This window comes from Nesterenkonia natronophila (assembly GCF_003595215.1).
In the GTDB taxonomy this organism is placed as follows: domain Bacteria; phylum Actinomycetota; class Actinomycetes; order Actinomycetales; family Micrococcaceae; genus Nesterenkonia; species Nesterenkonia natronophila.
Genome location: NZ_QYZP01000002.1, coordinates 428,176 through 453,554, shown reverse-complemented (window position 1 = coordinate 453,554; position 25,379 = coordinate 428,176). Strand labels below are relative to the sequence as shown.

Annotated in this window: 24 protein-coding genes and 1 tRNA gene; 9 read left to right on the top strand and 16 right to left on the bottom strand. The window is 57.9% G+C overall.

The annotated features are described in order from the left end of the window. Positions 1 to 37 precede the first annotated feature (37 nt). From pyrH to rpsB, 3 genes are all read right to left on the bottom strand, one after another. The gene (gene pyrH / locus D3250_RS07230; protein ID WP_119902684.1) at positions 38 to 757 is read right to left on the bottom strand and encodes a UMP kinase; all 720 of its coding nucleotides are present in this window, start codon (positions 755 to 757) and stop codon (positions 38 to 40) included. Between the two features lie 121 nt (positions 758 to 878). Further along, on the bottom strand, positions 879 to 1,724 hold the full coding sequence (tsf, locus tag D3250_RS07225; RefSeq protein WP_119902683.1) for a translation elongation factor Ts: 846 nt from the start codon (positions 1,722 to 1,724) through the stop codon (positions 879 to 881). A 35-nt stretch (positions 1,725 to 1,759) separates the two neighbouring features. Then, entirely contained in the window at positions 1,760 to 2,701 is a 942-nt protein-coding gene (rpsB, locus tag D3250_RS07220) for a 30S ribosomal protein S2 (RefSeq protein WP_119902682.1), read from the bottom strand. A 390-nt stretch (positions 2,702 to 3,091) separates the two neighbouring features. On the opposite strand from rpsB, the gene D3250_RS07215 reads away from it, so the two are divergent. Then, positions 3,092 to 3,664, top strand: a complete 573-nt coding sequence (locus D3250_RS07215) for a M23 family metallopeptidase (RefSeq protein ID WP_225973202.1) — start codon at positions 3,092 to 3,094, stop codon at positions 3,662 to 3,664. Between the two features lie 190 nt (positions 3,665 to 3,854). Here the strand turns inward: D3250_RS07215 and D3250_RS07210 are convergent, their stop codons facing one another. Both D3250_RS07210 and D3250_RS07205 read right to left on the bottom strand, forming a co-directional pair. Further along, on the bottom strand, positions 3,855 to 4,130 hold the full coding sequence (locus tag D3250_RS07210; protein ID WP_119902680.1) for a hypothetical protein: 276 nt from the start codon (positions 4,128 to 4,130) through the stop codon (positions 3,855 to 3,857). A 5-nt stretch (positions 4,131 to 4,135) separates the two neighbouring features. Continuing rightward, positions 4,136 to 4,855: a RelA/SpoT domain-containing protein gene (locus D3250_RS07205; protein WP_119902679.1), complete on the bottom strand. Its 720-nt coding sequence runs from the start codon at positions 4,853 to 4,855 to the stop codon at positions 4,136 to 4,138. 426 nt (positions 4,856 to 5,281) lie between these two features. Here D3250_RS07205 and D3250_RS11720 point away from each other — a divergent pair, with 426 nt between their 5' ends. Continuing rightward, complete coding sequence (locus D3250_RS11720) at positions 5,282 to 5,983, top strand: hypothetical protein (protein ID WP_147383502.1); 702 nt, start codon at positions 5,282 to 5,284, stop codon at positions 5,981 to 5,983. Positions 5,984 to 6,183: 200 nt separating this feature from the next. Here the strand turns inward: D3250_RS11720 and D3250_RS07195 are convergent, their stop codons facing one another. From D3250_RS07195 to D3250_RS07175, 5 genes are read right to left on the bottom strand one after another with little or no spacing between them, the layout of a single operon-like run. Continuing rightward, positions 6,184 to 7,545 (bottom strand): TRAP transporter large permease, encoded by a 1,362-nt coding sequence (locus D3250_RS07195; protein ID WP_119902677.1) that lies wholly within the window; start codon positions 7,543 to 7,545, stop codon positions 6,184 to 6,186. Further along, entirely contained in the window at positions 7,538 to 8,107 is a 570-nt protein-coding gene (locus D3250_RS07190) for a TRAP transporter small permease (protein WP_119902676.1), read from the bottom strand. The genes D3250_RS07195 and D3250_RS07190 overlap by 8 nt, the downstream gene beginning before the upstream one ends. Further along, complete coding sequence (gene dctP / locus D3250_RS07185) at positions 8,107 to 9,225, bottom strand: TRAP transporter substrate-binding protein DctP (protein WP_119902675.1); 1,119 nt, start codon at positions 9,223 to 9,225, stop codon at positions 8,107 to 8,109. Before dctP ends, D3250_RS07190 begins: the two co-directional genes overlap by 1 nt. A 17-nt stretch (positions 9,226 to 9,242) precedes the next feature. After that, positions 9,243 to 10,034, bottom strand: a complete 792-nt coding sequence (locus D3250_RS07180) for a carbon-nitrogen hydrolase family protein (protein WP_192892572.1) — start codon at positions 10,032 to 10,034, stop codon at positions 9,243 to 9,245. Further along, positions 10,034 to 10,804 carry an HpcH/HpaI aldolase family protein gene (locus D3250_RS07175; RefSeq protein WP_119902673.1) on the bottom strand — a complete coding sequence of 257 codons (771 nt, stop codon included), beginning with the start codon at positions 10,802 to 10,804 and terminating at the stop codon, positions 10,034 to 10,036. The genes D3250_RS07180 and D3250_RS07175 overlap by 1 nt, the downstream gene beginning before the upstream one ends. 115 nt (positions 10,805 to 10,919) lie before the next feature. Between D3250_RS07175 and D3250_RS07170 the strand changes: the two genes are divergently transcribed. From D3250_RS07170 to D3250_RS07160, 3 genes are all read left to right on the top strand, one after another. Further along, positions 10,920 to 11,600, top strand: a complete 681-nt coding sequence (locus D3250_RS07170; protein WP_119902672.1) for a GntR family transcriptional regulator — start codon at positions 10,920 to 10,922, stop codon at positions 11,598 to 11,600. 170 nt (positions 11,601 to 11,770) lie between these two features. Then, complete coding sequence (locus D3250_RS07165) at positions 11,771 to 12,106, top strand: M23 family metallopeptidase (RefSeq protein WP_119902671.1); 336 nt, start codon at positions 11,771 to 11,773, stop codon at positions 12,104 to 12,106. Positions 12,107 to 12,356: 250 nt separating this feature from the next. Next, on the top strand, positions 12,357 to 13,556 hold the full coding sequence (locus D3250_RS07160) for an FUSC family protein (protein WP_225973201.1): 1,200 nt from the start codon (positions 12,357 to 12,359) through the stop codon (positions 13,554 to 13,556). 115 nt (positions 13,557 to 13,671) lie between these two features. On the opposite strand, the gene D3250_RS07155 is transcribed toward D3250_RS07160, so the two are convergent. Next, positions 13,672 to 14,355 (bottom strand): TetR/AcrR family transcriptional regulator, encoded by a 684-nt coding sequence (locus D3250_RS07155; protein WP_158583097.1) that lies wholly within the window; start codon positions 14,353 to 14,355, stop codon positions 13,672 to 13,674. 421 nt (positions 14,356 to 14,776) lie between these two features. Between D3250_RS07155 and thpD the strand changes: the two genes are divergently transcribed. After that, positions 14,777 to 15,679, top strand: coding sequence for an ectoine hydroxylase (gene thpD, locus D3250_RS07150; protein WP_119902669.1), 903 nt, complete (start codon positions 14,777 to 14,779; stop codon positions 15,677 to 15,679). 178 nt (positions 15,680 to 15,857) lie between these two features. Here the strand turns inward: thpD and D3250_RS07145 are convergent, their stop codons facing one another. After that, positions 15,858 to 16,313 carry a pyridoxamine 5'-phosphate oxidase family protein gene (locus tag D3250_RS07145; protein ID WP_225973200.1) on the bottom strand — a complete coding sequence of 152 codons (456 nt, stop codon included), beginning with the start codon at positions 16,311 to 16,313 and terminating at the stop codon, positions 15,858 to 15,860. 132 nt (positions 16,314 to 16,445) lie between these two features. Next, positions 16,446 to 17,492, bottom strand: coding sequence for a universal stress protein (locus tag D3250_RS07140; RefSeq protein ID WP_119902667.1), 1,047 nt, complete (start codon positions 17,490 to 17,492; stop codon positions 16,446 to 16,448). A gap of 235 nt (positions 17,493 to 17,727) precedes the next feature. On the opposite strand from D3250_RS07140, the gene D3250_RS07135 reads away from it, so the two are divergent. Continuing rightward, positions 17,728 to 19,422: a sensor histidine kinase gene (locus tag D3250_RS07135; protein WP_119902666.1), complete on the top strand. Its 1,695-nt coding sequence runs from the start codon at positions 17,728 to 17,730 to the stop codon at positions 19,420 to 19,422. A gap of 324 nt (positions 19,423 to 19,746) precedes the next feature. Then, the gene (locus D3250_RS07130) at positions 19,747 to 20,175 is read left to right on the top strand and encodes an Hsp20/alpha crystallin family protein (RefSeq protein ID WP_158583095.1); all 429 of its coding nucleotides are present in this window, start codon (positions 19,747 to 19,749) and stop codon (positions 20,173 to 20,175) included. Positions 20,176 to 20,316: 141 nt separating this feature from the next. Here D3250_RS07130 and D3250_RS07125 read toward each other — a convergent pair. The 3 genes from D3250_RS07125 to D3250_RS07115 form a co-directional block, all read right to left on the bottom strand. Then, a tRNA-Met gene (locus tag D3250_RS07125) sits at positions 20,317 to 20,389 on the bottom strand. Positions 20,390 to 20,554: 165 nt separating this feature from the next. Further along, on the bottom strand, positions 20,555 to 21,634 hold the full coding sequence (locus D3250_RS07120) for a DUF6602 domain-containing protein (RefSeq protein WP_119902664.1): 1,080 nt from the start codon (positions 21,632 to 21,634) through the stop codon (positions 20,555 to 20,557). Between the two features lie 52 nt (positions 21,635 to 21,686). After that, positions 21,687 to 24,458, bottom strand: a complete 2,772-nt coding sequence (locus tag D3250_RS07115; RefSeq protein ID WP_119903035.1) for a DNA methyltransferase — start codon at positions 24,456 to 24,458, stop codon at positions 21,687 to 21,689. Positions 24,459 to 24,610: 152 nt separating this feature from the next. On the opposite strand from D3250_RS07115, the gene D3250_RS07110 reads away from it, so the two are divergent. Further along, positions 24,611 to 25,288 carry a hypothetical protein gene (locus tag D3250_RS07110; RefSeq protein WP_119902663.1) on the top strand — a complete coding sequence of 226 codons (678 nt, stop codon included), beginning with the start codon at positions 24,611 to 24,613 and terminating at the stop codon, positions 25,286 to 25,288. Positions 25,289 to 25,379 lie beyond the last annotated feature (91 nt).

Here is a 25,379-nt window from a genome sequence, read left to right as displayed (position 1 = left end):
GGTCTTAAATCACAGTCTATCGGTCAGTGACACCCCTTCAGGGAGTGACCAGTGTGCCGATCTCCTCACCGAGAAGCGCGCGCGTCACGTTGCCCTCAGCTTCCATCCCGAATACCCGCATATCGAGTCCGTTGTCATTGCACATTGTCATGGCGGTCTGGTCCATCACGCGGATATTGCGGTGCAGCGCCTCAGTGTAGGTGAGCCGGTCGAGCTTCTCAGCGTTGGGGTCCTTCTGCGGATCGGCAGTGTAGACGCCGTCCACCCCGGACTTACCCATCAGCACCATGTCGGCACCCACTTCGAGTGCCCTCTGGGCGCAGACGGTATCTGTGGAGAAGAACGGCATGCCGGCGCCGGCGCCGAAAATAACCACCCGACTCTTCTCCATGTGCCGGATGGCCCGAAGTGGAATGTACGGTTCTGCGACCTGGGCCATGCCGATTGCGGTCTGCACGCGGGTCGGCTGGCCGGACTGCTCCAAGAAGTCTTGGAGAGCCAAGGCATTCATCACCGTTCCGAGCATGCCGATGTAGTCCGCTCTGGACCGGTCCATTCCAGCCTTGGAGAGCTCGGCCCCGCGGAAGAAGTTGCCTCCGCCAACCACGACTGCGACCTCCACCTGATCGTAGACCGCGGCGATCTGTTCAGCTATCCCCCGCACGGTGGCGGGGTCGACTCCGACGGCACCTCCCCCGAAGACCTCGCCGGAAAGTTTGAGCAGCACACGACGGCGCGGGGTTGCGTTCTCAACCATCAGATTCCTTTCAGGGCAGACGAAAAGGGGGCGACCATCTGAATGAGATGGCCACCCCCTTTTCGGTCGGTCAGACGTTAGGGGTAAGTCTAACCGTTACGGTGGGTTCTTCAGCCTGTTTTCAGGAGCTGCCAACGCGGAAACGTGCGAACGCCACTGCGTTGGTGCCGGCCTGCTCCAGGACCTTAGCGACTGAGACCTTGGGGTCCTTCGCAAAAGGCTGGTCAACCAAGACGTGCTCTTTGAAGTACGCGTTGGTGCGGCCTTCGATGATCTTCGGCATAGCCTGCTCGGGCTTGTTCTCCGCCCGGGCAGTCTCCTCCGCGATCCGACGCTCATCGGCCACGGTCTCCGCTGGGACTTCATCCCGTGTCAGGTAAGACGGAGAGAAGGCGGCAGCGTGGACAGCCACGTCGTGTGCGGCGGTCTGAGCCTCCGGAGTGTCTGCGTCGACGGCCACCAGAACGCCCACCTGTGCGGGGAGATCCTTGGAAGTCTTGTGCAGGTATGGATCCACGTAGGAACCGGTGACCTTGGCCAGACGGCGGACCACGATCTTTTCACCGAGTATCGCACCACCTTCCTCGGTCACGTAGTCGCTGACCTTGCGGCCATCGAGATCAGCTTCAAGCAGCGCTTCGACGGAATCAACACCGTGGGCAACGGCTGCCTCGAGAACTTTCTCAGCGAGGCCGATGAACTTGTCGGACTTGGCCACGAAGTCGGTTTCGGCGTTGATTTCCAGCAGGTAACCGGTGGTGCCGTCAACGACCTTGGCCAGCACGATGCCCTCAGCGGCGGAGCGACCTTCGCGCTTCGCGGCGCCCTTGAGCCCCTTAATCCGAATGGCCTCGATGGCCTTGTCGACGTTGCCGTCAGCCTCGTCGAGAGCCTTCTTTACGTCCATCATGCCTGCGCCGGTCCGCTCGCGCAGGGCCTTGATGTCAGCAGCGGTGTAGTTCGCCATAAATGTCTGTGTCCTCTCAGATCAGAGTAGGTGGATCAGCTGTCGAAAGTCTTCTGAGCAGCCTCGCCGGCATCAGCGTTGACCGGCACTTCAGCCTCACCGGTCTCTGCCTGGGCGGCGGCATCCTCTGCAGTGCTGGGGGAAGACTGGTCCGGCTCCTGCTCTGCGACTGTCGCCGCTGAGTTCTGCTCGGCGGTCTTCTGCTCAGCTGCGTGCTTCTCCAGCAGTTCGCGCTCCCATTCGGCCATCGGCTCTGCTGCCGCACCGGAGCCGCCTCCGCGGCGCTCTTCGCGGGCAATCAGGCCGTCTGCCACGGCGTCGGCCACCACACGAGTCAGCAGGTCGACAGAGCGGATGGCGTCGTCGTTGCCCGGAATCGGGTAGTCAACCTCGTCCGGATCGCAGTTGGTGTCCAAGATCGCGATGACTGGGATGCCGAGCTTCTGCGCCTCATCGACGGCCAGGTGCTCTTTGTTGGTGTCCACGATCCACATGGCGGAAGGGGTCTTGGTCATGTTGCGGATGCCGCCGAGGTTGGCCTGGAGCTTGTCCAGCTCGCGACGCAGCAGCAGCAGCTCCTTCTTGGTGTGACCGGAGCCAGCGACGTCCTCGAAGTCGATCTCTTCCAGTTCCTTCATGCGCTGGACGCGCTTGGAGACGGTCTGGAAGTTGGTCAGCATACCGCCGAGCCAACGGTGGTTGACGTAGGGCTGCCCCACGCGAGTGGCCTGCTCTGCAATGGCTTCCTGACCCTGCTTCTTAGTGCCGACGAACAGGATGCTGCCACCGTGGGCGACAGTCTGCTTGACGAACTCGTAGGCGCGGTCGATGTAGCTCAGTGACTGCTGCAGGTCAACGATGTAGATGCCGTTGCGCTCAGTGAAGATGTAGCGCTTCATCTTGGGGTTCCAGCGGCGGGTCTGGTGGCCGAAGTGCACACCGGAGTCGAGCAGCTGACGCATAGTTACGACAGGCATGATGTCCTTTCACTGCCGGGCTTCTCACACAGGGGCCTGTGCAGCACCGGCTCAATTGTTTATCGGTTGCAATATTGCTCGGTTCTCCCGAGCTCCTAGCGCGGTCAGAGGTCTGACCTGATGCTCCCGGACACGCAAATGACTCCTTGTCAGGAGCGGATTGTCGTGGACCGAAGGGAACACCCTCACCCAAACTTCAAGTGAGCTTCCCACGCGCGTAGTCAGATGTCTTGTGGGCACCACGAAGTGCTCACAGTCAACCTGCTGGTTGTAGTCTAGCGCGGCCGCAGAGTTTTCCCCAACTGGGCGCGAAGGGGACCTCCTCCCCTGAGCCCCCACAAAATGAGGTCCTCCAGCTGCGAGGTCCGAGATGTGACTCACCCTGGTTCGATGGCCCCCGACCAATCCACGGCGACACCGGCACTCTTTCCGGATTCGGGCCGCCCTGTGCTCTGGTGGCCTCGTCCGCGCCAGCTACTGATGATGCTGCTGGTCGGCATTGCGATAGTGGGGGTGCCCCCGGCCGTTGCGCAGGATAATCCTCCTCTGTGGCTGCGCCCCGTGGAGGGTGACGTGGTGGAAGAGTTTATTTCTCCACCGGCACCATGGGCCTCCGGGCATCGCGGTGTGGACATGGCCGCTCCCGAGGGTGGAGAGATCCGCTCCCCCGCCGATGGTGTGGTGAGCTTCTCCGGCGTCGTCGTGGACCGTCAGGTGCTGTCCATCAATCATGGTGGTGGATACGTCAGCTCCTTCGAACCCGTCGAGTCCGACCTCAAGCCCGGCGACGCGGTTTCACAAGGCAAGGCCGTCGCATTACTCAGCACCTATAACGACGGTACCCACCACTGCGCATCCCCCTGCCTGCACTGGGGCGTGCGCCTGCACGGTGACTACATCAACCCACTCTTACTGCTCGGCGACCTGGAGCCATCGATCCTGCTCCCCCTCAACAACCGTTGAACGGCCCAAGAACGGCCTGACTCTCAGAACCCCGGAACCCAGTCCTCTCCGCCCTCAAGCTCAAGCACGCCAAGTCCCTCTGCACGCAGTTTGGCTGCTGGATATCAGGCAGGCTACGGGGACACAGGAGAAATCCTCGAAGGGCGCACTCCTCCTCTGTGCATAGAAGTAGGCCAGCGGCTCAGATACCCTACTGGATTGAGGCGAGCATACGCTCGAGAGCACCTTCGTCCAGCGACGCATTCTGGAAGCCGGTGAAGTACGTGCTATGAGTAACTTTGACGGTCTCTATCGAATCTGACCCAACCAGGACGATGTCGATCGTCCTGGAATCCCGGTATTGCTCCTCGAGGCTCTCATATCGCGAAGTTGCAGCCCGGGAGTCATGGCCAAAATCTTCGACGCCGATAAGTTCGTCGCGAGCATGGTCGAAGGTCAGTAAGAAGTGGCGGATAGAAGAACTCATCAGTCTCACCCACTCCTTTCTGCTCGTTGTACTAGATGGGCGATGCGAGCACGTTGTGTTCTGAGGGTATCAGCAAGCCCCTCAGGGACCGGTGAGCCTGTCTCCACTGCTTCGTAAAGGCTGGAAAGGTTTTTCATGTACTCCTGGTACTCAGAGCCACCGTCCTGTTTGTAGTTTATGCCCATCCGGGCAGAGACGTTCTCAACATCTTCAGCCCATGCATGCATCAGAGTCGTTCTCAGTTGCACTTCGATTGTTAGGCGTGTGCTGTGGTCCCGCACGAAGCAGTGCACGGCCCGATATCCGGATTCGCGAGGACTCCTCACATAGTCAGCAGGGTCCTCAGTACCGCCCCGCCAATTGGAGACGATGGCGGCATGAACATGATCCAGCTCCTGGAGGTCGTCCAACACGATTCGGCACCCACCGATGTCCCTCATTCTGGAAAGGTCCAGTCTTGGCTCGCGCCGCAACTTGTCCAGAATGGTCGGCATCTTCTTGAGCCGCTGAGTGACTCGAGCTTTGCTTCCAGCAGACATAAGTCGCTGTCGCAGACGATTGTTCACGCGAGTTAGCGGATCGCTGAACTGCGCCCGGTGGGCCTCGATGGTTCGAAGCGCTTGGTCTAACCCTTCCAAGTCCACGGAGGAGTCACCGCGGAAAAACTTGCGTACCTTACTCCCAGCCTTTTTGACCTGCTTGCTGCTGGGAGCCGTGTTCTCCATACACACCAGACTAAAACACTGCGAGAGCCTATCCCTGGTTGCCTGCGGTTGAGGCCAAGTCGTCTGAATTCTCACACGTAACGCAGGATCGTTCACAAGTTCCTTGGAGGAAAGTTGTTGCGAGCGACAGCAACCGCGCAGCACCAGCTCTTCTCACGTCCTGGTGGCGCCCTCCGTAGTCACGAGGACACAGGGCGGTCGACATAGGCGCACCCGCGAACCCGCAGACCCGATGCCCCGCCGACGGAGTCCTCAGCTTCTCCACAAGAAGTTGTCAACCGTCAGATGCTCTCCATCAACCACGGCGGACGAGCTGCACGCCGGAAGCCAACTCAGCGAGCGAGCAGCTCGTCCGCCTGGAGAAACTGGCGGCCTTTACTACGAGTAGAATCACTTGCCCTTGGTGGAAGGTGGATCATGTAGAACGTGAAAATACGCATATCCATAACGGCCAGGTGGTTCCTGAACCACTGGCAAGCCAAAGTCTTTGGCGTCGCCCTGTTTGCCCTAGCCGCCGCGTGGTGGTGGGGACCGCTGGGTTTTCTAAGCCTCAGTGCCGTCTCACCTGTTCTCGCTGCCCTCCTGGCAGGCATCGTTGTATTCTCCATCAACGAAACCGTTTCCGAAAGGCGTGCCGGAGAGCGCGCAGCCGACACAATCGCGCAGGATCGGGAACGCGAATCACGGGTCCATGAGAAACGAGTCAACGTGTACTACGAGCTCCTCGAGCACGTCCTAGGCTCGTTCAGTGGGACTGCTCCTAAACGGTCAGAAGTATCTATTCGACCGTTGATCGCGGTATGGGGATCTGAAGAGTTCACGACTGCGTACCAGAACTGGCGTAGTTCCATCGAGGGACTTGCTGGGACCGGCCGCGCCGTAGCTATTCCATCTGACCGCAAACGCCCGATCCAGGGTAGCCTTGCGGGCTTGGTCGCTACGGTCAAGAAAGATCTTGGGAAGTGTAGGAACTTCCATCTTCGGAAGGCCTCGACGTCTATCTGCGCACTGCCACGCCATCACTGGCCAGCAGTTGCTACACCCTCAACTGCGGAGAGCCGCATAAGGTCTCTTGACCTCTGCGGTGATCGCCCACTGCACGTCTCACCTGAGAATCTAAACGTATGACGAGCTCGGAGCGGGGGTGGGGTCATGTAAGCGTCGCCGCTGGCTTGAAGCTGGGCCTCACAGTATGAAGAGCAGCAAAGTCCGGTCGGCAGAATTGATGGTATGACCCATTCGACTCAAAGTATACGCTTATTTGCGCTGGATATTGGCGTTCTCGATACGAGAAATAGGGAATCTGCTTTTTTATCCACACTGCGCCCCTAAGCGTTGGATGTTTCAGGCAGGAAAGTCACTATCTCCGGGACCATGATCAGGATTGCCACAACAACGACATCTGCCAGTAGGAACGGCCAAACTCCTTTGAATATGGTTCCTAGCCCAGCCTCAGGGACAGCCCCTGAGTAAACAAACGCGTTCATGCCAACTGGCGGCGTAATGAGGGCCATCTCTGCAACCTTCACGACAAGGATACCTACCCAGATACCTTCAAAACCGTAACCAGTGAGAATCGGGTGGAGAAGGGGGCCCGCGATAAGAATCATAGACAGGCCGTCCAGGAACATACCCAGGGGCAGTAGGAGTAAGAGACATAACAGCAAGACTGCGTAAGGGGGGAAGTCCGCACCTACTACCGCATTCACCAGTGCTGCGCTGACTCCCGAGGTGGCCAAGAAGAATGTAAAGACACCTGCACCGACCATCAGGAGAAAGGTCATGGCGGTCAAACCCACTGCCTCGGTGAGTGAGCGTTGGACCATACGGAGCCATGAGGGTGGCCTATTGCGAATCAACAGGACTATCAATGCCGTTATTGCCCCAAACGAAGCCGCCTCCGTGGGAGTAGCGACTCCCAGGTAGATGGTGCCAATTGATACCATGAAGATGACAGATAGAAATAAGAGCCCCATAAGATCCAAGCGTTTTAACACCCCCACGGTAGCTTGAGGCTCGCTCTCTCGAGTAGCTGTAGAAGGGTAACTTACGTCGCTAGCTGCTTGGTCGCGGCGCTTCTTTAGCACCACAAGGATCATGATGGTAGCTGCGTAGGCAGCAATTGTCAGAAGCCCCGGACCAACACCGGCGAGTAGCATGGGGCCAATACTTACACCCGTCACAACTGCGTATAGAACCAATACAATAGAGGGCGGAATCAGTACTCCGAGAGTGCCCCCCGCGCACACTACCCCAGCCGCCAATCGGACACCGTGGCCGGCCCTTACTATGGCATCTGTTGAGACTCTGGCCATTGTCGCCACGGTGGCCACACTCGACCCCGTTACCGCGGCAAAGAACCCTGAGCCCGTGAGGGAAGCCAGCGCGGCTCCTCCTGGAACGCGACGTAGTAAGTCATTCGCCGCGTCGAAGCCAGCATCTGCCAACCGTGCGTTGACCGCTAACACGCCCATGAGGATGAAAAGCGGGATGATTGTAAGGGTGTAACTCGCCGAGACGTTGAAAGGTTGGCTGGAGATAGCGCTGAGAGCCCCTCCCATACTAAGCAGCAACGTGATGCCCAGAGCTCCGGATGCTAGCAAAGCGAGTCCGACGTGCAGCCGGAGCGCAAGGAGGAACAGGAAGGAAGTCATTACAGCGACTAGAGCGATTATAGTCTCGTTATCCACGGGGCACTTCCTCCGCTTCTGAATCTGTTTCGAGCGGTTTCGAGCTAGTGGGCATTGGTTTGGGTTCTCGGCTCTTCTGGAGTTGGAGGAAAACCATTACTTCTTTCCATATTGCTAGCACAAAGAAGATTGTGAAAGAAACGAGGAGAATCAGCCTCCACGGCGCTGTGGGGAGCCGAAGAATGTCATTGGTTCGATCTCCCCGGTCCACCGCATTAAGCCATGAGTCCGCGAGACCCCAGATAAGTAGAACTGCCAGCCCAGCCAAGAGCACCAACCGCAAGAGTGAGGAGAGTACCCGTGCGCCTATTGGTAACCGTTCTTCGACCAACCCCACGGCCACATGTTTACCATTGAGTTCAGCAGCGCCGAGTCCTAAGAAGGCTATAGCTACTAACAACATCGTCGAGATATCGATAGTCCCCAGAATTGACTGATTGCGCACGTTGCGGCTGAGAACATCCGTAACGGTTAATATCACAAGAGCAAGAAGAAAAACCCCCGCGATCAGACTAAAAACGCTGGCTACAAGGCGCGCTGGGCTAGGCAGCTCTGCTCTCATCAGTCGATTTCCATGCAAGCAATCAGCGGATCAGTGTAATCAGACTCGGCGGCGGCGTCTTCGATAAAGCTTCGATAGTCCTCAAGTACGCTCTCGGCGCCTTCGTCACCAGACTGTACCCACTCTTCCGCCAATCCTGCTTCATTCTGCCAGGATTCAACCTCGTCAGAAGAGAACGATGAGAATTCCGTCCCCTCCTCACGCAGCTCCTCACAGGCCTGCTCGGCAGCTTGATCGAGCTCTTCAAGACCGTACTCGACGGCGTTTCTTGAGGCCTCGAGGACAGCGTCTTGATAAGCCTCTGGCATTGAAGTGAAGAGATCCTCACTCATAACCACAACCGACGACGCGTACGAACCAATGCCAGGTTCGACGATGTAGGGCGTATTATCAGCCAGTCCGAAGGTAGAGAGGTTCGAAAGGCCAAGTGAAGTGTAGCCGTCGATGACGCCGCGGGACATTGATTCGTAAATATCAGTGGCGACCATGCCGACTGGATTTGCCCCCGCGGCCACGAAGGCATCCCCTACAACCCCGCCGGCTCTGATGCTTCGACCGGAAACGTCCTCCAATGACTCAGCGGGGTCGTTGAGGCCCAGCGTCGCGATTCCGATGGGTAGAGGAAACAGTTGCCTTACGCCTTGGTCCTCAAAGTTCGAACGGTATGCATCGTTCTCTTCGTAAAGACGGTTCAATGACCTGAGTTGCGCTTCTGGGTTTTCAGTTTCAAAAGGCATTTCTGCAACGGTGTACATGGGCAAATCACTGCCAGCGTAGATCGACCCTACTTGGGCTAGATCAGCCCGTCCGTCGGTAGTTGCCTGAAGCGAGTCTTCGGCGTCTACAAGGCTGCCTGAGTAATGAAAATTGACGGATATGCCACCTTCGGTGAGCTCTTCGACCTCTTCGGCCCAGCGCTGCACAGTGATGGATTGGTCTGATTCCTGAGTGGAATACGTAGTGTAGGTAATATCGAAGGTTTCGTCGACCTCAGATGCGTCGCCTCCCTGGTCTGCGTCGTTTCCGCACCCGACTAAAGCTAGTGTGCTGATAGAGGCAATCGCCAGCCCCTGGGATGCGCGCCTTTTGGCGCCGTATTTTGAATCAATGAAACGCATTGTAATGCTCCTGTTCGTTAGTTGGTGATGACGCGGTAACGCCTAAGCGACAGTGCGGGGTTAGACTCACGCACCGATTTGAGCCGCTCTTGGTGAAGCGCTGCTGTGGCAATGTCGGTATTCTCGCCTACCCCCGCCAGCGCAATGCCCATAGGGTCTAGGAGGAGGCTATTACCAGACCCGGTGGGGGGCGCCTGGTCGGCAGCTGCCACGTACACAGTGTTTTCTATGGCGCGAGCACGGACGAGGGTCGTCCAGTGAAACTCTTTCAGAGGGCCGGGCACCCATTCAGCTGGGACTGCAAGCAAGTCCGCTCCTGCGTCTACTAGAGTGCGAGACACCTCGGGAAACCGGAGGTCGTAGCAAGTCTGCATTCCCACTTTGAAAGGCCCCACGCTGAAAAGTTCGGGTTGCTTCAACGGACCGTGAAGCACAAGAGAGGATTCCTTATACCCGAATGCGTCATACAGGTGTACTTTGCGATAGAGCGCATTTATTTCGCCATCTTTGATCCCCAACAGGGTGTTGTATATCCTTCCTTGCCCTGCTGGTTCGTTGACACCGGCCACGAGTGCGAGACCCAACTCTCGGGACAAATCTTTCAACCGCTCGACCACGGGGCCGTCAAGTGCTTCTGCATTCTCCACCCAACGCTCATCCATAACGGGAAGTGTGTAGATGGAATACTCCGGTAGTACTAGAAGCTCGGCTCCTTGGCTAACTGCTCTGCGCGCGAGGCGTTCAATTTCATCGAGATTGTGTGCCTTATCTGCGGTGGGCGCGTATTGCGCGATAGATACTGTCAACATTATGCTTCGACCCTTTCAGGAGCACGATTGATCTTCGTCAGTGAGGCATGGGCACTCTGGAATCCCTGCAAGAGAGCTCCGTACTGCATTGTCAGAATCACTAATTCGGCATCCTCCCGAACAGCCAGTTCCTTCTCCTGGGGTGACCAGGCGGGCAGCACCCACGGTTTGCCCGCCTGGCGGGCTGCCTGGGCCAACAAGCGAATGTCCTCTAGGTCCTCAGTTCCGGCATCGTAGGCTCCGCGATTACGTCTCATGGAGAGATCAGACGGACCGACAAAAATGCCGTCAACAACATCAAGGGCAAGTATTTCCTCGATGTCTCTATAGGCGCTGGCATCCTCGATCATAGGGAAGCAGCGCGTACCCAAGTCTTGCTGAAGTAACCAGTCGTCGCTGAACCCTCCGTAACGGGACGTTCTCCCGCCCGCAAATGAACGCTCGCCCATCGGCGGGAATTTCGCGTACCCGCAAACCTCTGCAGCATGTTCTTTGGATTCAATGTGAGGAACCGCTACCGCATTGGCACCCATATCCAATGCTTGTTGAATGGCCTCTCTGGATGGCCCGAGCACCTTCACGAGGGCTTCCATCCCTCTAGCTCGAATAAAGGGGATCAGCCAGTTCAAAGACGGCAGATCGAAGGCACCATGTTCTACATCAAGAACCACGGTGTCGTAACCCACTTGCGCGGCGATCTCCACGGCAGACGCGGAAGGATCGGAGAGCCAAACCCCCGCCTTGCCTGTTCGTGATGTCTCAGGGTTCATATCTCCTCTTTCGCTCAGAACTAATGTGACGTAGACAATACACGAGACATATGCGCTGTGCATATAGTGTGTATACATCTAGAACTCACAGTGCGTCCTAAGCTAGAATCGCTGCATGACTAGTCAAGACGGCGATGCCCCGCGGAAGGGTGCGGCCCGACCCCGACCATCGGCCCGCGAGCGTGCTCACACATGGATCAGTAGCGCAATTCTTGCGGGCGACTTTGCAGAAGGTGAATTCTTGGATGAAATCACCCTGGCGCGAGAGGTGGGCACTTCTCGCACCCCGGTGCGTGAGGCGTTCCATCGGCTACAAGCCGAAGGCTTCGTGGACTTGGTCCCTCGGCGAGGAGCTCAAGTTCGTGTTATCAACGCGCGAGAACTCGAAGAGATTTACCAGGCGCGCTTTCTCATCGAGTCCGAGGCAATTCTTCGGATATGCCGCAAACGCAAGGGGGCCCCCGAACGCCTGGAAGAACTACTCGACGGAATGGAGACTGCCGGTCGCAAAAAAGATTGGCGCCTTTCAGCCAAGTTAGACCAAGAGTTCCACCTCTCTATCGTTCAGCAGCAGGGGAACGATGTGGTGTCTGAGATGTATGAATCTCTCGGCCCGCGCCACGTCAGATTAGCCGTTAGAACACTGGTCGAAGCCCCAGAGCGACTCCCAACTATTCAAGCTGAGCATCGCGAATTAGCTAACGCGCTGCAAAGTCACGACGGGTCGTACGGGGTTCAGGTCCTGCGGAAACATTTACGCATCGTGCCCGAAGTGGTGGAAGCTTTCCCCCAATAAGTCGTGAAACGGGGCAACCTCATGGAGCCCGACCCCAGACGTCTTGTGTTCGTTTCGGGTAGCCTTCGAGCCGTACATGGCAGATTCAGCCCCGCGACCCGGTGCGCGGTACCAAGCGGCGCGTTAGCACTCCCTAGTGGCCGTGCCCCTGGTCACGGGGACACAGAGGAATTGACCTAGGCACACCCGCGAACGCGCAGATCCGCTCCCCGGCAGATGGCGTGGTGAGCTTCTCCGGCGTCGTCGTGGACCGTCAGGTGCTGTCCATCAATCATGGTGGTGGATACGTCAGCTCCTTCGAACCCGTCGAGTCCGACCTCAAGCCCGGCGACGCGGTTTCACAAGGCAAGGCCGTCGCATTACTCAGCACCTATAACGACGGTACCCACCACTGCGCATCCCCCTGCCTGCACTGGGGCGTCCGCCTCCACGGCGAATACATCAACCCACTACTCATGCTCGGCGAACTCGAGCCCTCGGTCCTACTCCCATTGAACGATCATTGATTCGCATTGGTGCGCCCAATCAGGGCAGTGGGCGACCACAGCGATGCCTTTGGTGTACCGGTCAGATATGCCCTCAGAGTTGTGAACCAATCAACAGCTGGCGTGCCATAAGAGGAGTTTTACTCATTTTCAATGCGGCTCGGAGTTCAATTGATAGCGATACAGTCCCAGCAGTGCCAAGATGTGGACTGCGGCGCCGAGCTCGCAAACCGCCCAACAGAATGCATTTCACGACCACAGAGGAGCACCCGTGGCCCAGAGTCCCAGGCAGGATGCGGTGAAACACCCTCAGGAAGGCATCCACGGTAGCTCCCCGCGTACGCCCTCCTTCCGCGGCGGCGTCGACTGGATCCGCAATGTGATGCAAAAGCCAGAGTTCCTGACCGATGTGCTGCAGATTCTCAAGACTGTGATCGCGGGAACTGGGGCATGGTGGTTCTCCACCGCCGTTCTGGACTCTGAGCTTGCGTTCCTGGCGCCGTGGACAGCGTTGCTCACGGTCCACGCAACGGTTCACCGTTCACTCTCCCGGGGTGTGCAGACCACCATCGCGTCAAGTATCGGTGTGGGGCTGTCCTTCGTCATTGGATACTTCCTCGGTGTAAGCCTGTGGACCTTCGCTTTGGCTCTGCTCGTTGGTGTGGCTGCTGCACGTATCTCCTGGATCCGGGATGAGGGAGTTGCGATCGCCACTACCGCAATATTCGTGCTCGGCAGCGGGTTTGGTGAGCAAGCGCCATTGCTCGACGACCGGATACTTGAAGTCGCCGTGGGGGTGGCAGCCGGTGTTCTCGTCAACATGTTGATTGTCCCCCCACTCGGAGACAAACAGGCCGGGCGGTACGTGGACAGCCTCAATGAACGCATGGGGGGCCTGCTGGTCAACATGTCCCACGAATTCTCTGACTCTTGGGACACCGACAGGGCAGAAGCATGGTTCAAAGAGACGGAATCGATGAGTCAGGAGCTCAATTCGGCATGGACAGTGGTTCGTTTCGCCAGAGAGTCTCGCCGTGCCAACCCCCGCGGTCACCATGTCAGGAGCAAACTCCACCAGAGCGGCTGGAAGTCTGAGGAAGCGAGCTACGAAGAAATCCTAGAACGGACTGACGAGGGCATTTCACATCTGCGCCATCTGGCTCGCTCACTGCGGGAGGCCTCCTACTCTGACGGGGAATGGGATGACCGTTTCCGTGAGCGTTGGGCCCGCATCGTCGGAGACGTCGGGCGTTCGATCGCAGACCCGGACAAACAAGTCGCTCCCCTGCACGAAGACCTGACTTCCCTTTCCACAGCTATGGCTGCAGACAATAGGCTCCCAAAGGAGGCGTGGCCCACATACGGCTCCCTCGTAGCTAGCCTGCGCCACATGGTCCTAGTGGTCGACGACGTCGCCTCGGCCCGTAAGGCCCGGGAGGGACTGGCTGAGAACCCGAAGGTGTCTCATTAGAGACCGGGGGTGAGGCCGTCATAATGACCATTATCTCGATGCAGATGCGCAAACGTTAGAAGATGCTCGGATTACTGACCTTCGTGTCCGCACCCTAAAGTCTTGTTGGCAATTCTTACGAGCGGAGGTTGGCCTCGATGCGGTCGATCATGGCCTCCAGGCCGATCTCAAACTGCTCTTCGCTGGTGTTACGTTGCAGCAGTCCGCTGAGTTCCTGCACGGTGGGGTGAGTATCGAGGTTGATCCGGCCAAATGGAGCGGGCGCGGGTGCTTCCTCTTCCCGGATGGCCGTTGCAGGAGCCGTAGGGTCAGCTCCAGCATGCATGGCCTCTAACAGCAGATGGCCCATCAGGAAGCTGCTAAAGGATTGGTATACATCAACGACCATATCGTCGGGCAGGCCGTACTCACGTAAGGTGCGCAGTAGATGCTCGATCAAGTCCAGGTCGCGTATCGGAGGGCGGATCCACGGAGCTGCAGGGTGTTGAGTGACGACCAACGGGAAAGCCTTGGGGTGCCGAATCGCCACGTCACGAATTCGGTGGGCAATATCTTGCAAGTACCCCTGCCAGCTTTGCCCTAGAGCCTCATCGAGACCATCCACCACCCCTGACATCAACCGCTGCAATACGCAATCGAGCAAGGCTTCTCGACCTTCGACATGGCGATAGATCGCCATCGCCTCAACGCCGAGATAAGTGCCGAGCTTACGCATACTCAGCGAAACTGAGCCGTGCTCATCGATGAAGTCCAGCGCAGCTTGCGCTATTCGTTCGCGGTTTAGATGTGTGCGGACCATCTGCGCTCCCCTAACGGACATCCAACTGGCGAACAAGATCGCCTCAAGTTTACAGTGTAGTTCGGTCTGTGTTTACACTGTAATCAGCACGAATTCTTGGCTGAGCCGTATCGGCTGGCTAAGAGGGGTGCACAACCGCAGAATTGCAGGAAAGGAACCGGTCCAGTAAGAGTTTCTTGCCCGGCTACCTGCACCCGCAGAGCGGCGCACGGAGCACCGAGCGTTCTTCGCTGACGCAGAACACGCAGGAGCCCAAGCGTCGGTCCGGCAAGAGGCACGAGTAGACCTCAAGTGCTGAGTTCCGCAGCGACCGCCAGCAAAATCACTGGCGAGGTCCCGCTGAACGACGAGACATGATGAAAGTCTCGCCTGACCAGCAAAGGCGTCTGGTCAAGCGAGACGCTAACCTGTTAGGAATACTATGACTTCGAGTATAGAAACCACCGTTCGTGACCAATACCCGACTCGTACGGGTGACCAAACCACCGTGACGGATCGCCATGACCCAGTAGTCCATGGCTGGAACACTGAGGGCCCTCTGGATAGGAGCACGCTCCAGCACTACGAGGACACGGGATACCTGACGATTGACCGATTAATCTCTGAGGAAGAGCTTCAGCTGTTTCGAAACGAGCTTCATCGACTGGCCAACGATCCCCAGGTCAAGGCAGATGAAGCGACCATCGTTGAAGCAAAGTCTGACGAAGTGCGCTCGATCTTCGATATCCACCGCACGAATGAGATCTTCAAAAAGATTGCTAACGATCCCCGAGTAGTAAAACGTGCTGAACAGCTGTTGGGCTCAAGAGTCTACATCCATCAGAGCCGCATCAACTACAAACCTGGTTTCGTAGGTAAGGATTTCTGGTGGCATTCGGACTTTGAGACGTGGCACGCAGAGGACGGAATGCCCGCACCCCGGGCTGTGAGCATCTCTATCTCATTGACTGATAACTATTCATTCAATGGGCCCCTGATGATCATGCCCGGCTCTCATAAGAAGTACATCAGCTGTGCTGGCGGCACTCCAGAGGATAACTATCAGAAATCCTTGGTGATGCAAGGGGCGGGAACACCAGACAAGTACACCCTGACTGATTTCGCCGATCAGTACGGAGTCGATGTCTTGGAAGGCCCTGCCGGTGGGGCGGTCATGTTCGATTCCAACTGCATGCACGCATCCAATGGAAACGTCACCCCGTACTCACGATCCAACGTGTTCATCGTCTACAACTCCGTGGAGAACACCCTCGTGGAACCCTTCTCCGCCCCGGGTCCACGACCTGAGTTCGCAGGCAGCACTGACTTCACACCTGCAGGCTAAAGACTCTGACGTGGCTGCCCGGCCACCTGATGAATAAACAAAACCATGGTGCCCCCGGCGGAATGCTTCAAGAAGACTCCCTCCGGGGGCACCATGCGTTATGCAGGTGATGCCCGACCTTGTAGGCCCGTTACACAAGCCTCACTGGCTCGGCACGGCCTTGATGCCCGGGGGTCACTTAGCCCGACCTGGAGCCTTCTCCCAGGTCTCCGCTGGAATCCGCAGCAAATTGGAAGCGTCGTCCGCTGATTTCGGTGGGTATGATCCGCACATAGTGATCCTTGAGCGTTGGCACCCAGGGACGTAATTTCAGGTCCTCCGCCTCCTGGATTTCTGCAGACTTCTGCAACCATTGCGCATGACCGCGGACCATGACTGACCATGCCTGGTTAGAAGAGATGTCATCCACCTCAAAGAGCACCTTTTCATTGACCGTTAGTTCAGCCAACTTTGTGCCTGAAGCTGTTTGGAAAATGATTGCTCGGTCTGGTGAGCTGGCATAATTAATGGGAAATATATCCACTCTGCGATCCACCACTAGTACCAGGCGTCCGAAACTGTTCTTCCCCAGCAACCTCCAGATCTCTTCAGTGTCCAGGACACTTACCGAATGACTTTCCCCGTATTGATTCATCGCTAGCATCTCCTGGTCTGTTATCCGCGATACAAGTGGGCAGTTTGGGGGTGCATTCAACGTCGCAGCCGCCAGCATGGTGCAACTGGAGGCGAGGTCGAGTTCAACAGTGTCGGAATTGTCTGTCTCCTCTTAGCTCTTGTGAGTTGGCACTACCAGCACAGGACACACTGCGCGAGTGAGAACTGCCTGGCTGACTGAGCCCAGCACGAGACCGGCGAATCCACCGTGCCCGCGTGTTCCGACCGCGACGAGCGCTGCTGTCCTCGAAGCTTCCGACAGCACCCCGGCTGGCGAGCCGTCAAAGAACTGCCACCGAACAGTGATGTTAGGGAACATCTCAGAAATGTGTTCGGCTGAGCTCTGCAGTTGGTCGGTATACGGGCGGCGGAGATTTGGGAGCTCAAGATTGTGCTCAACTGTATTGGCAAACCAACGATTGTCTGCATTCAGTGGCGCAGCCGATACGAGGGCGAGAGGGCTATCGAGCATTGCAGCGGCCTCTGCCGCTAGTCTGACCACGTCGCTGGCATGGTCGCTGACGTCGACTCCTACAACGACTTCCGAGTCGAAGTTGAGTTCGGGGGCGACGTTGGCGAAATCTCGGCGGCCATGTGCTCGAGGGGCCGATTCCTCGACTTGGGAGAGCGGCTCACTCATGGCGGCATCGCCGTGGGCGAGATCTTGCGGCTGCGCAAGCAGGTTCTCTGTCGACTCGCTCTCCCACTTCTCCGGGATAACCACAGTGGGGCAATGCCCGTATGCGGCAAGCTTGGAAGAAACGCTGCCAAGGAAACGGCCAGAAAAACGGTTCCGCCCACGCTTGCCCACCACCGCGACTGCAGCCGTTCTGCTCTCCTCGACCAAGGTCTGCCCAGGGTCCCCCATTATGGTGCGGGTGGTGACTTTCACGCCAGAGCCCTCTGCCTGTGAAACATATCCACTCAGCATCCGCTGGGTCTCCTCTACCGCCGCGTCGAGGTAGTCGTCCATCATCGTGACGTAGTACGAGTCAGTCATCACCAGCCGCGGGAACGCTCCGACAAGCCGCAACGGTAAGTCACGACTCCTTGCGATCTTCAAACCTGCCAAGAACGCACGCTCGCTTTGCGCTGAACCGTCCATTCCGACCACAACGTCGCGACCTTGGTCCGCACTCACATCATGCGTAGGACTCATAGGTCGAGCGTATGCCCACTGCGCCGGCCGAAGTAGGGTCTAAGGGCCCTAGTAAGGCTCTAGTTGATGGAGGTGAGGCTGACGTCTAAACAGTCCCACAGTCCCACCGAGGAGTAACGCTCGCTACAGTCATCCCACGTGGCATAGTTACATCACACGAATCGGTAATATTTCGTACCCTGTTTCGATACTCTTGCACACACCGTATACTTACTTCACGTCACAGGGGAGTAAAATGCGCGTAGACAATTCGTTTTATAAAACCACGAGGGACGTTAGACTCCATAGCTCATCTCAGCAGGTCGTCGCTCCAGATCGCCGGTTGTTGGCTGCTCAACCGGGGCTGCAAAGCTTGTTCGAAGAATGTCAGCTCGTCACGAGTGAGCTGGACCTGACACGCGTTCTCCATCAGGTTGTGGAATACATAGTGACTCTGGTGGATGCACAGTACGGAGCGCTTGGTGTTCTTTCCCTAGATGGGTGGCTGGAGCAATTCATTCACGTCGGGGTCTCAGAAGAGCTCGTCGATCGGGTCGGTCACCTTCCCGAAGGACACGGGATCCTTGGTGCCGTCAACGATTCCTCCCGCCCGATCCGCTTGAAAGACCTCACTAAGGATCCTCGAGCAGTCGGCTTTCCCGAACACCACCCGCCCATGGACTCCTTCCTAGGTGTACCGATCAAGATTCGAGGGGAAACTTTCGGGAACCTCTATCTCACGAATCGCGCCGGGGGCCCCTTCACCGCAGAGGACGAGGAGCTAGTCACCGCCCTCGCGGCAACAGCGGCCACTGCGATTAATAACGCACGCCACTATGGTGAGGCTCGGCGCGCCCAGCAGCTCAGTGGCGCATTGAGTGAGGTGACCTCAGCCCTCCTGGCCTCTCCCAGTACTGACGCCCTCGGCGTGCTCACTGAAAGTGTTGCTGCTCTGACCCGTGCAGAGCTAGTCAGCGTCGTGGTCTCTGAAGCTGTAGGCAAGGAGCTTCACGTCGACTCCGCGCGAGGTGAGGGCGCCTCGCTGATTGAAGGCACCTCCGTGCCGTGGATAGATTGTGTCCTTTCGCGTGCCATGAGTGGCGAACCGGGAATAGCCCCCACGGACGGAGACGAACCGGTTCCATTCATGGGTGATATCCCTAGCGCCTCCATGATCGCTGTGCCGCTTGTGGTCTCCGGAGACCGAGTGGCCGCGCTGTGTGCCACCCGGACCGCAAATGAGTCACCATTTACCTCGAGCGAGCTTGAACTGCTCTCAGACTTCGCCTCTCAGGCTGGTCTTGCCGTAGCCCTTGCCTGGTCCCGGGCTGATCGGCAGCGGCTCGAACTAGTCGAGGAGAGGGCCCGCATCGCTCGGGATCTGCACGATCATGCCATCCAACGACTATTCGGCACCGGGCTGGGGCTGCAAACTCTGGCTTCGGCTGATTCGAACCACGCAGCTTGCCTTGAAGCACACGTCGCGGAGATCGATGCGGCGATCGCTGACATTCGCACCGCCATCTTCGCACTGCAGACCCACGCAACATCTCGGACTGCCAGACACCGTCTCTTGGACGTGATGTCTGAATTGGCTCCAAGGCTTTCCACCATCCCCCGCATGAGCTTCGCCGGACCTGTGGACCTGATCCTGGAGGACTCTTTGGCTGATGACGCCATCGCTGTGGTGCGTGAGGCACTGACCAATGTCGCACGCCATGCCCACGCAGATGCGGTCTCGGTAGAAATCAACGCCTCAGACACCCACCTCACCATCATCGTCGAGGACAACGGGATAGGCCCCTCCTCCGGCTCATCCCGCAGCAGCGGCACCAACAACCTCAGCGCCAGGGCTCGGGCTCGCGGTGGAGAATTTCAACTGACTCCTCGCAACTCAGGGGGCACCAGAGCCCAGTGGCATGCCCCCGTCCCCTCCTCAGAGCTCTCATGACACGGGTCTCCATAGTCGATGACCACGAGAGCGTCACACGGACGGGACCTATGGCCCTACAACTCCCTGTCACAGCGGACGACAGTGGAGGCAGGCTCGCACGACGGCGAGCAGACACGGAAGGGCTCCGCCTATGGACACTGCAACTAGGCCCCACTCGAGCAGATCGCACCATCCAGAGTGCAGGCAAAGCACCAGACATATGACATCTGCCATAGCGCCCTTCAACGGCCTGCACCTTCACCCCGCGAACCTGCGCCAGGCTGCCCAGTGCGCCATCGCGTAGCTGTGCGACTGCCACAGTCACAGTAGAAGGACATGACCATGACACGCTATATAGTGCGCTTCGATCCATTTGCCGGATTTCTGAGCCTCCGTAGCGAGCTCTTCAACGACGGGGCCTTGCCCGGCACAACGTCCACCACGGACATATACACCAATGAGGACAGAGAACTCGTTGTGGAGGCCCACCTGCCCAAGTTTGATGAAGAGAACATCACCATCAACCTCGCCCAGGGCGCCCTGGTCATCCGGGCCGAACGTCACAACGAAGATAAGAACAAGAAGTACTTGATCCGGGAAAGCAGCAGCAGCTTCTACCGCAGCATCGACCTGCCCGAACAGGCCGAAACCGAGCAGATCGACGCCACCTTCGAAGGCGGGGTCCTGAGGGTCAGGGTGCCTCTCAAGAGGATGCCGGCCCCCACAAGAATTCCTATCAGCAACGAAGACGCTATGAAGAACGGAACCTGAGCTGCCTGCACTCCTTGGGGCTGGGGGCCGTAGTGGTGACATCACCGCGCGGAATGTCTGACGGCATTGTTGCTTCTGTGGGGAACTTTGACAGATGACCCGCTGCATCAGGAAATCATCTGATCAACGGGCCACATCGGTAGGGGGTGCGGGACTTGAACCCGCGACCAAAGGATTATGAGTCCAATTTAGCACTTATCCCCGGTTGTCCCCCGTTGTCCCCCGTTGTCCTCTGACCTGGGGTTATGGCGCTAATGGGCGTCTCCGGTTGTCCTCGGCCGTCCCCCGTTGTCCGGTAGAAAGGCCGTCAAAAAGGCCGTCAGAATTCGCAGGCCTAGGCCCTCGCCAACACGCGCACTCGACGCGATTTGGCGTGCACTTAGCTAGTTTCGTGTGCGGACTTCGATGGGGAGGCGCCTCTTTGATCGTTCTTCGCGATGCTTTTCGCTAGCCGCAGCGTGGCTCTGGAAGCCTCAGACATGTCATCAGTCTCAGCGAGGTAGTTTTCATTCACACGTAGCACTTCCACGGCCTCCTTCAGCGTGATGGGTTCACCTCTGCTTTGGCGGATCAGGATGTCTTCCGAGATTCCCATTTTTCTAGCTATCGACTTCATGCCCTTCTCGGTGAACTCCTGTGCGGCTGGTCCACCAGGAAAATGTATGGCGAGCTGCAGGTCCTCACCAAGGTATTGAGTGAGGTCAATGGGGCGCGTATCTGCCTGCGCGACGGCCGTAGACAAAAGAGCGAACCAATGAAGTAAGGAACGCTCTGGATCCTGGGTATCGCCCATGATGCTGTTAGGAGTTGGCCACGGACTGAAGTGTGGCTGGTTAGTCTCCCAATCGATGGTGGCGTTGATTCCTATACCTCTGTCTAAGTAACAGACGGTGTCGACACGCTCTTGCGGCAAGATTTCCATTTGAGAGTCGTTGAAGACACCCGCATAGCTACCCTCACTTTCGAAGGCGAAGACGCTGTAATAGACGGGCATGTCAGTGTAGGTCTGACCGTATCGCTCGCGTTTCCGCACCAGACCTCCAGGCAAGAACGCCTTCTTCTGCAACGTCTTCACCTTCTGACAGCTTTTGATGAGATCCGAAACCATGTGTTTCTTTAGGCGCGTCTTCACCTCAATGACACCTATAATGCCTTCGACGGGCACCGAATGATTTCGACTGCCTTTTTCTCCAAATAACATTGGAGTTCGAGGCTTATCGAACAGGATCACATCGAGTTCACCACTGCGTCCTCCATCCACATCCACGACTTCACCAGAGGTAATTCCGACAGAGTCGGGCAGGTGGCGGCGTAGAAAATCGTGGAACTTCTCCTCGGCACTAGTCCCCTTGATGCCGTTATGGTCGAAGTTGTCACGAATGTTCTTCAGTTCCAGCCGGAGGCTCTCAGCTGTAGTCCGTAGGGTCGCTCTCAGCCCTTCAATATCATTTCTACTCATATCTTATCCTTTTTTTGGGACCGCAGTGAAGCGAATCTTCACGCGATAAATGTTAGGAGGTCATCTCTGCGTAACGGGCAAACAGAATCTCCTCTCGCTCCTTCTTAGACTCACAATGTCGATCGGCGCCGAACGCGTGGTCAACCACAGTGTCGAGCGCATTATGGGCTTTTAACAGGGCGGGGTCCATACCTAGCGGGTTGTACGCATCAGCTAAGGAACGGTCTGGATGCTGAGAGCGGGCGTCCAAGACGCCTTGTCCAGCCTCTATGATGCGTTGTCGTGAGCCCGTCTCTAGACCCGGCAAAGGTAACGTATTCCAGACCAAAGTATTTGAGAAACTCAGGTCGGACTTTAGTCGCCCTCCTACTGCCTTCTGCCAAGTAACAAACATTGAAGAACTTATGATGCCAAACAGGAGGCCGTGCGGATCCTCGGCGGTATAAACTTTGTCTCCCGCTATTATGTCCGGCGACAGGTGTTTGACCGTGTAGTAGCGTCGTGACCCCGAGACCACACGGGGGATGGCTACGTAGTTCGAGCCCGGCTGACGATTCTCCTGGAAAAGATGCGGGGTAGAAGCGCTCTCTCTAGTTGCTTTCTTATTGCTGCTCAGTCGTTTCTCCCTGACAGCGGTGACGCGTTCCCGAAGCACCTTTGAGCGGTTCAGGTCCTGCGGATCGAAATCCGGGCCGGCCATCCAGAGACACCACCGGTCCAGGCCCCGAACGAGCTCCCGCCCCATGCGGAATGGGCGAAGGTATTTCGCAGCGACGGGGTCGTTACTGACCTGTTCGTAGTCCGTCGGCTCAACGATTAGGTGCCCACCGTCGGTCGGCTGGCTTCCTCTTATGACTTCGGACGCTGCTGGGGCAAGAGGCTTCATGCGTTTGCGCACGAGCACTTCCGGTGCATCTATGAGGTAGGCGTTGATACCAGTTGACACTTTCTGCTCTAACGGTTCACCTTTGACCTCGGGATAGTCCCACAGCCGCCGCCGACCTCGTCGGGACCTTGTGAAACCGACGATGACGCAGTGAACAGCCGCCTGTCCGGGGGCCTCAGAACTCCAAGCGAAGGTGCGGTGCGCGAAGTTGATGGACCATCCGCGCTTGAAGATGGGGCCGAACAGCGCCGGCACTGGCTGCCCCTGGGCGATGGAATTGGTAGAGACGAAAGCGAACTGGCCAGAAGCTTTGGCGTAGTCGTAATAGTCGATCGCCTTCTTATACCAACCCGTCACGTAGTCCAAGTAACCGTCGTACTGGTCCCCCCAGACGTACTTCATGTCAGCTTTTTGGTCTGCGGATTTGATGTACTGCCCAATGAACGGGGGGTTGCCCAACACGTAGACGCTTTCATGTGCCTGTACCACGTCGTTCCAGTCCATCCTCAGCGCGTTTGCAGTGTGGATTGTTTCGACTTTGTCCAACGGTAGGAGCTCGGGTGCTACTCCAAGGCGCGCCTGCATCTCTAGGTTGGCTTGATGCTCTACGAGGTGGAGGGCGGTGGCGGCGATGCGGGCTGGCCAGTCCTCGATCTCGATTCCATGAAAATTTTGTACTCGGACCCGGATCTGTTCGCCGAGAAAAGTGAGGCCCTCATCTTCCAGGGCCGTCGATTTGCGGCCGCGTGCACGGTCGAGGTGTTGTATGCGTTCAATTATGCGTAGTTCGAGGTCGCGCATCTTTCGATAGGCGATAATCAGAAAATTGCCACAGCCACACGCGGGGTCGAAGAACTGCATCTCTCCCAGCCGCTCACGGAGATTACGTAACGCTCTCGGTTGATTCACCTTCTCTTCGAACTCCGTCTCGAGTTCGTCGAGGAACATGGGGCCGATTACGCGCAGAATATTAGTCTCGGTGGTGTAGTGCTCACCGAGTGACCTGCGGGCAGCCTTGTCTTTCACCGCTTGGAAAAGGGAGCCGAAGGTGGCCGGCGAGATTGTTGACCAGTTGAAATAACAAGCTTCGATCATGCGCGTTCGCATGTCCGAAGTGAAGAACGGAATGTCGACGCGTTCCTCAAACAGTCCACCGTTGACGTAGGGGAAGCGGGCTAGTAGCCCTGTCATGTTGGTCTGGCGCTTCTGCTCGGGCGTGCGCAGCACCTGAAAGAGCAGGTTCATCTGGGAACCAAGGTCTCCTCCGTCCTCGGCTGTGCGGTTCTCCAGAAACTCTAGGAACAGGTCTCGCTCCCAGAGCCCAGAGTCGTCCGCATACAGCGCGAAGAGGGTGCGCACCAGGAACACAGATGCTTGATGGTCGTCGTATCCGGACCCCGACAACCCTTCGTACAGGGAGGCCATAAGTTGCGCAGCTTTGATCGAGGCGGTTTCGCGCTCATCCCAGGAGACGTGTCGCTCTCCATAGCCGGCGAGGAAGCTCATTGAGTCAGCATGTTGTCTGAACTCCTGGAGGCTCCACTCGATGGGACCTTCGTCAGTACTGCGGATGTTGAGCAGGCGGAAGCGCTTGAAGTCACTAGTGAGGACGTGTGTGGGCATTTCGGTGTCTGAAAGCCCGTTCAGGTAGTCCAGCGCCTGGCGCTCGGCCTTCTCCAGGTCCCCGCCTTCGGATTTCATTTCGATGGCCAGCTTGCCGGGGACTAGCGCGTCGATGTATCCCTGCCGGCCCGTTGAGGTTCTCTTAGCTCGCATCTCGTAGAATGCTGCCCGCGTTTCGGTCAGGCCGTAGACCTGCAGAAGGTCTCGTACGAATTGCTGAGCCCACTGTCGCTCATCGCCGGGAATGTCCCGCCAGTCGTGGGCGAACTTGGATGCCCAGTTGCGGATCTCTTCGAACGAGCGAGCTTTCGACATAGTTCCCAGGCTATATGTCGGGGCCCACATTAACGCCTCGCTCCGCGTCTCGGGGCGCTCCAGTCGTCGGCGCGGGCGATTGTCCTCGCCGCTGCAGAACCCCTAACGTGGGCTGGACGCCCCCTCGCTCATACCTGAAAGGCAGCAGACGCATGACTCGCACACTCGCAGCCACCGCAGCACTCGCAGCGCTCGCCCTCGCAGCCTGCAGCAGCCCCAACAGCGGCTCGGACCCCCAGGGGGCACAATCACCCGCCAGCAGCCCAGCAGCCACTGAGAGCACCGAAGACGGGGCGGACCCCGTGGCCGACCTGCACCGCGTGGACTCCGCCCCAGGGCAGAGCACCGGGGGGCGGGCCGGCGGCGCTAGCGGCACCGGCCAGATAGCCGAGAGGCCGGAGTCCGCAGGTCCACCGACCGAACCATCGGGCAAATGGCCGGAAGAGCAGGAAACCGCATGGGAATACTCCGAGGACACCGGCTGGTACGAAGTCCCGGTGAACCTCGGTGTGGGCGCCGACGACTTCAACCCCGCCCCCGCGCCGGGCCCACAGATTGACGTGCCCCACACCGACACCTGCCCATACCATGAAGAAGTCGGGGCGGTCGATGGCAGCGTATCGGACCAGATAGACCGGGCGCTGGAGCTCGGCTGCGAGCTGGACATACACGGGACGGTCTCATTCGGCCAGCCCCTCGACGCCCCCGCGAACAGCAGCGGAACCTACAGCCTCACCAGCGTGCATGACGCCCTCAGCGTGATCGAAATGTGCGAACAGGGCTACATTCCCGCCGACGATCCATGGTGTGACCCAGATTTCCCAGGGTAGCCACCTTCCACCGGCAGAAACACGAAAGTGCCCCCAGCCCGCAAATGCGGGCCGGGGGCACTTTTATGTGCGCCTCGGGGCGCTACGCCGG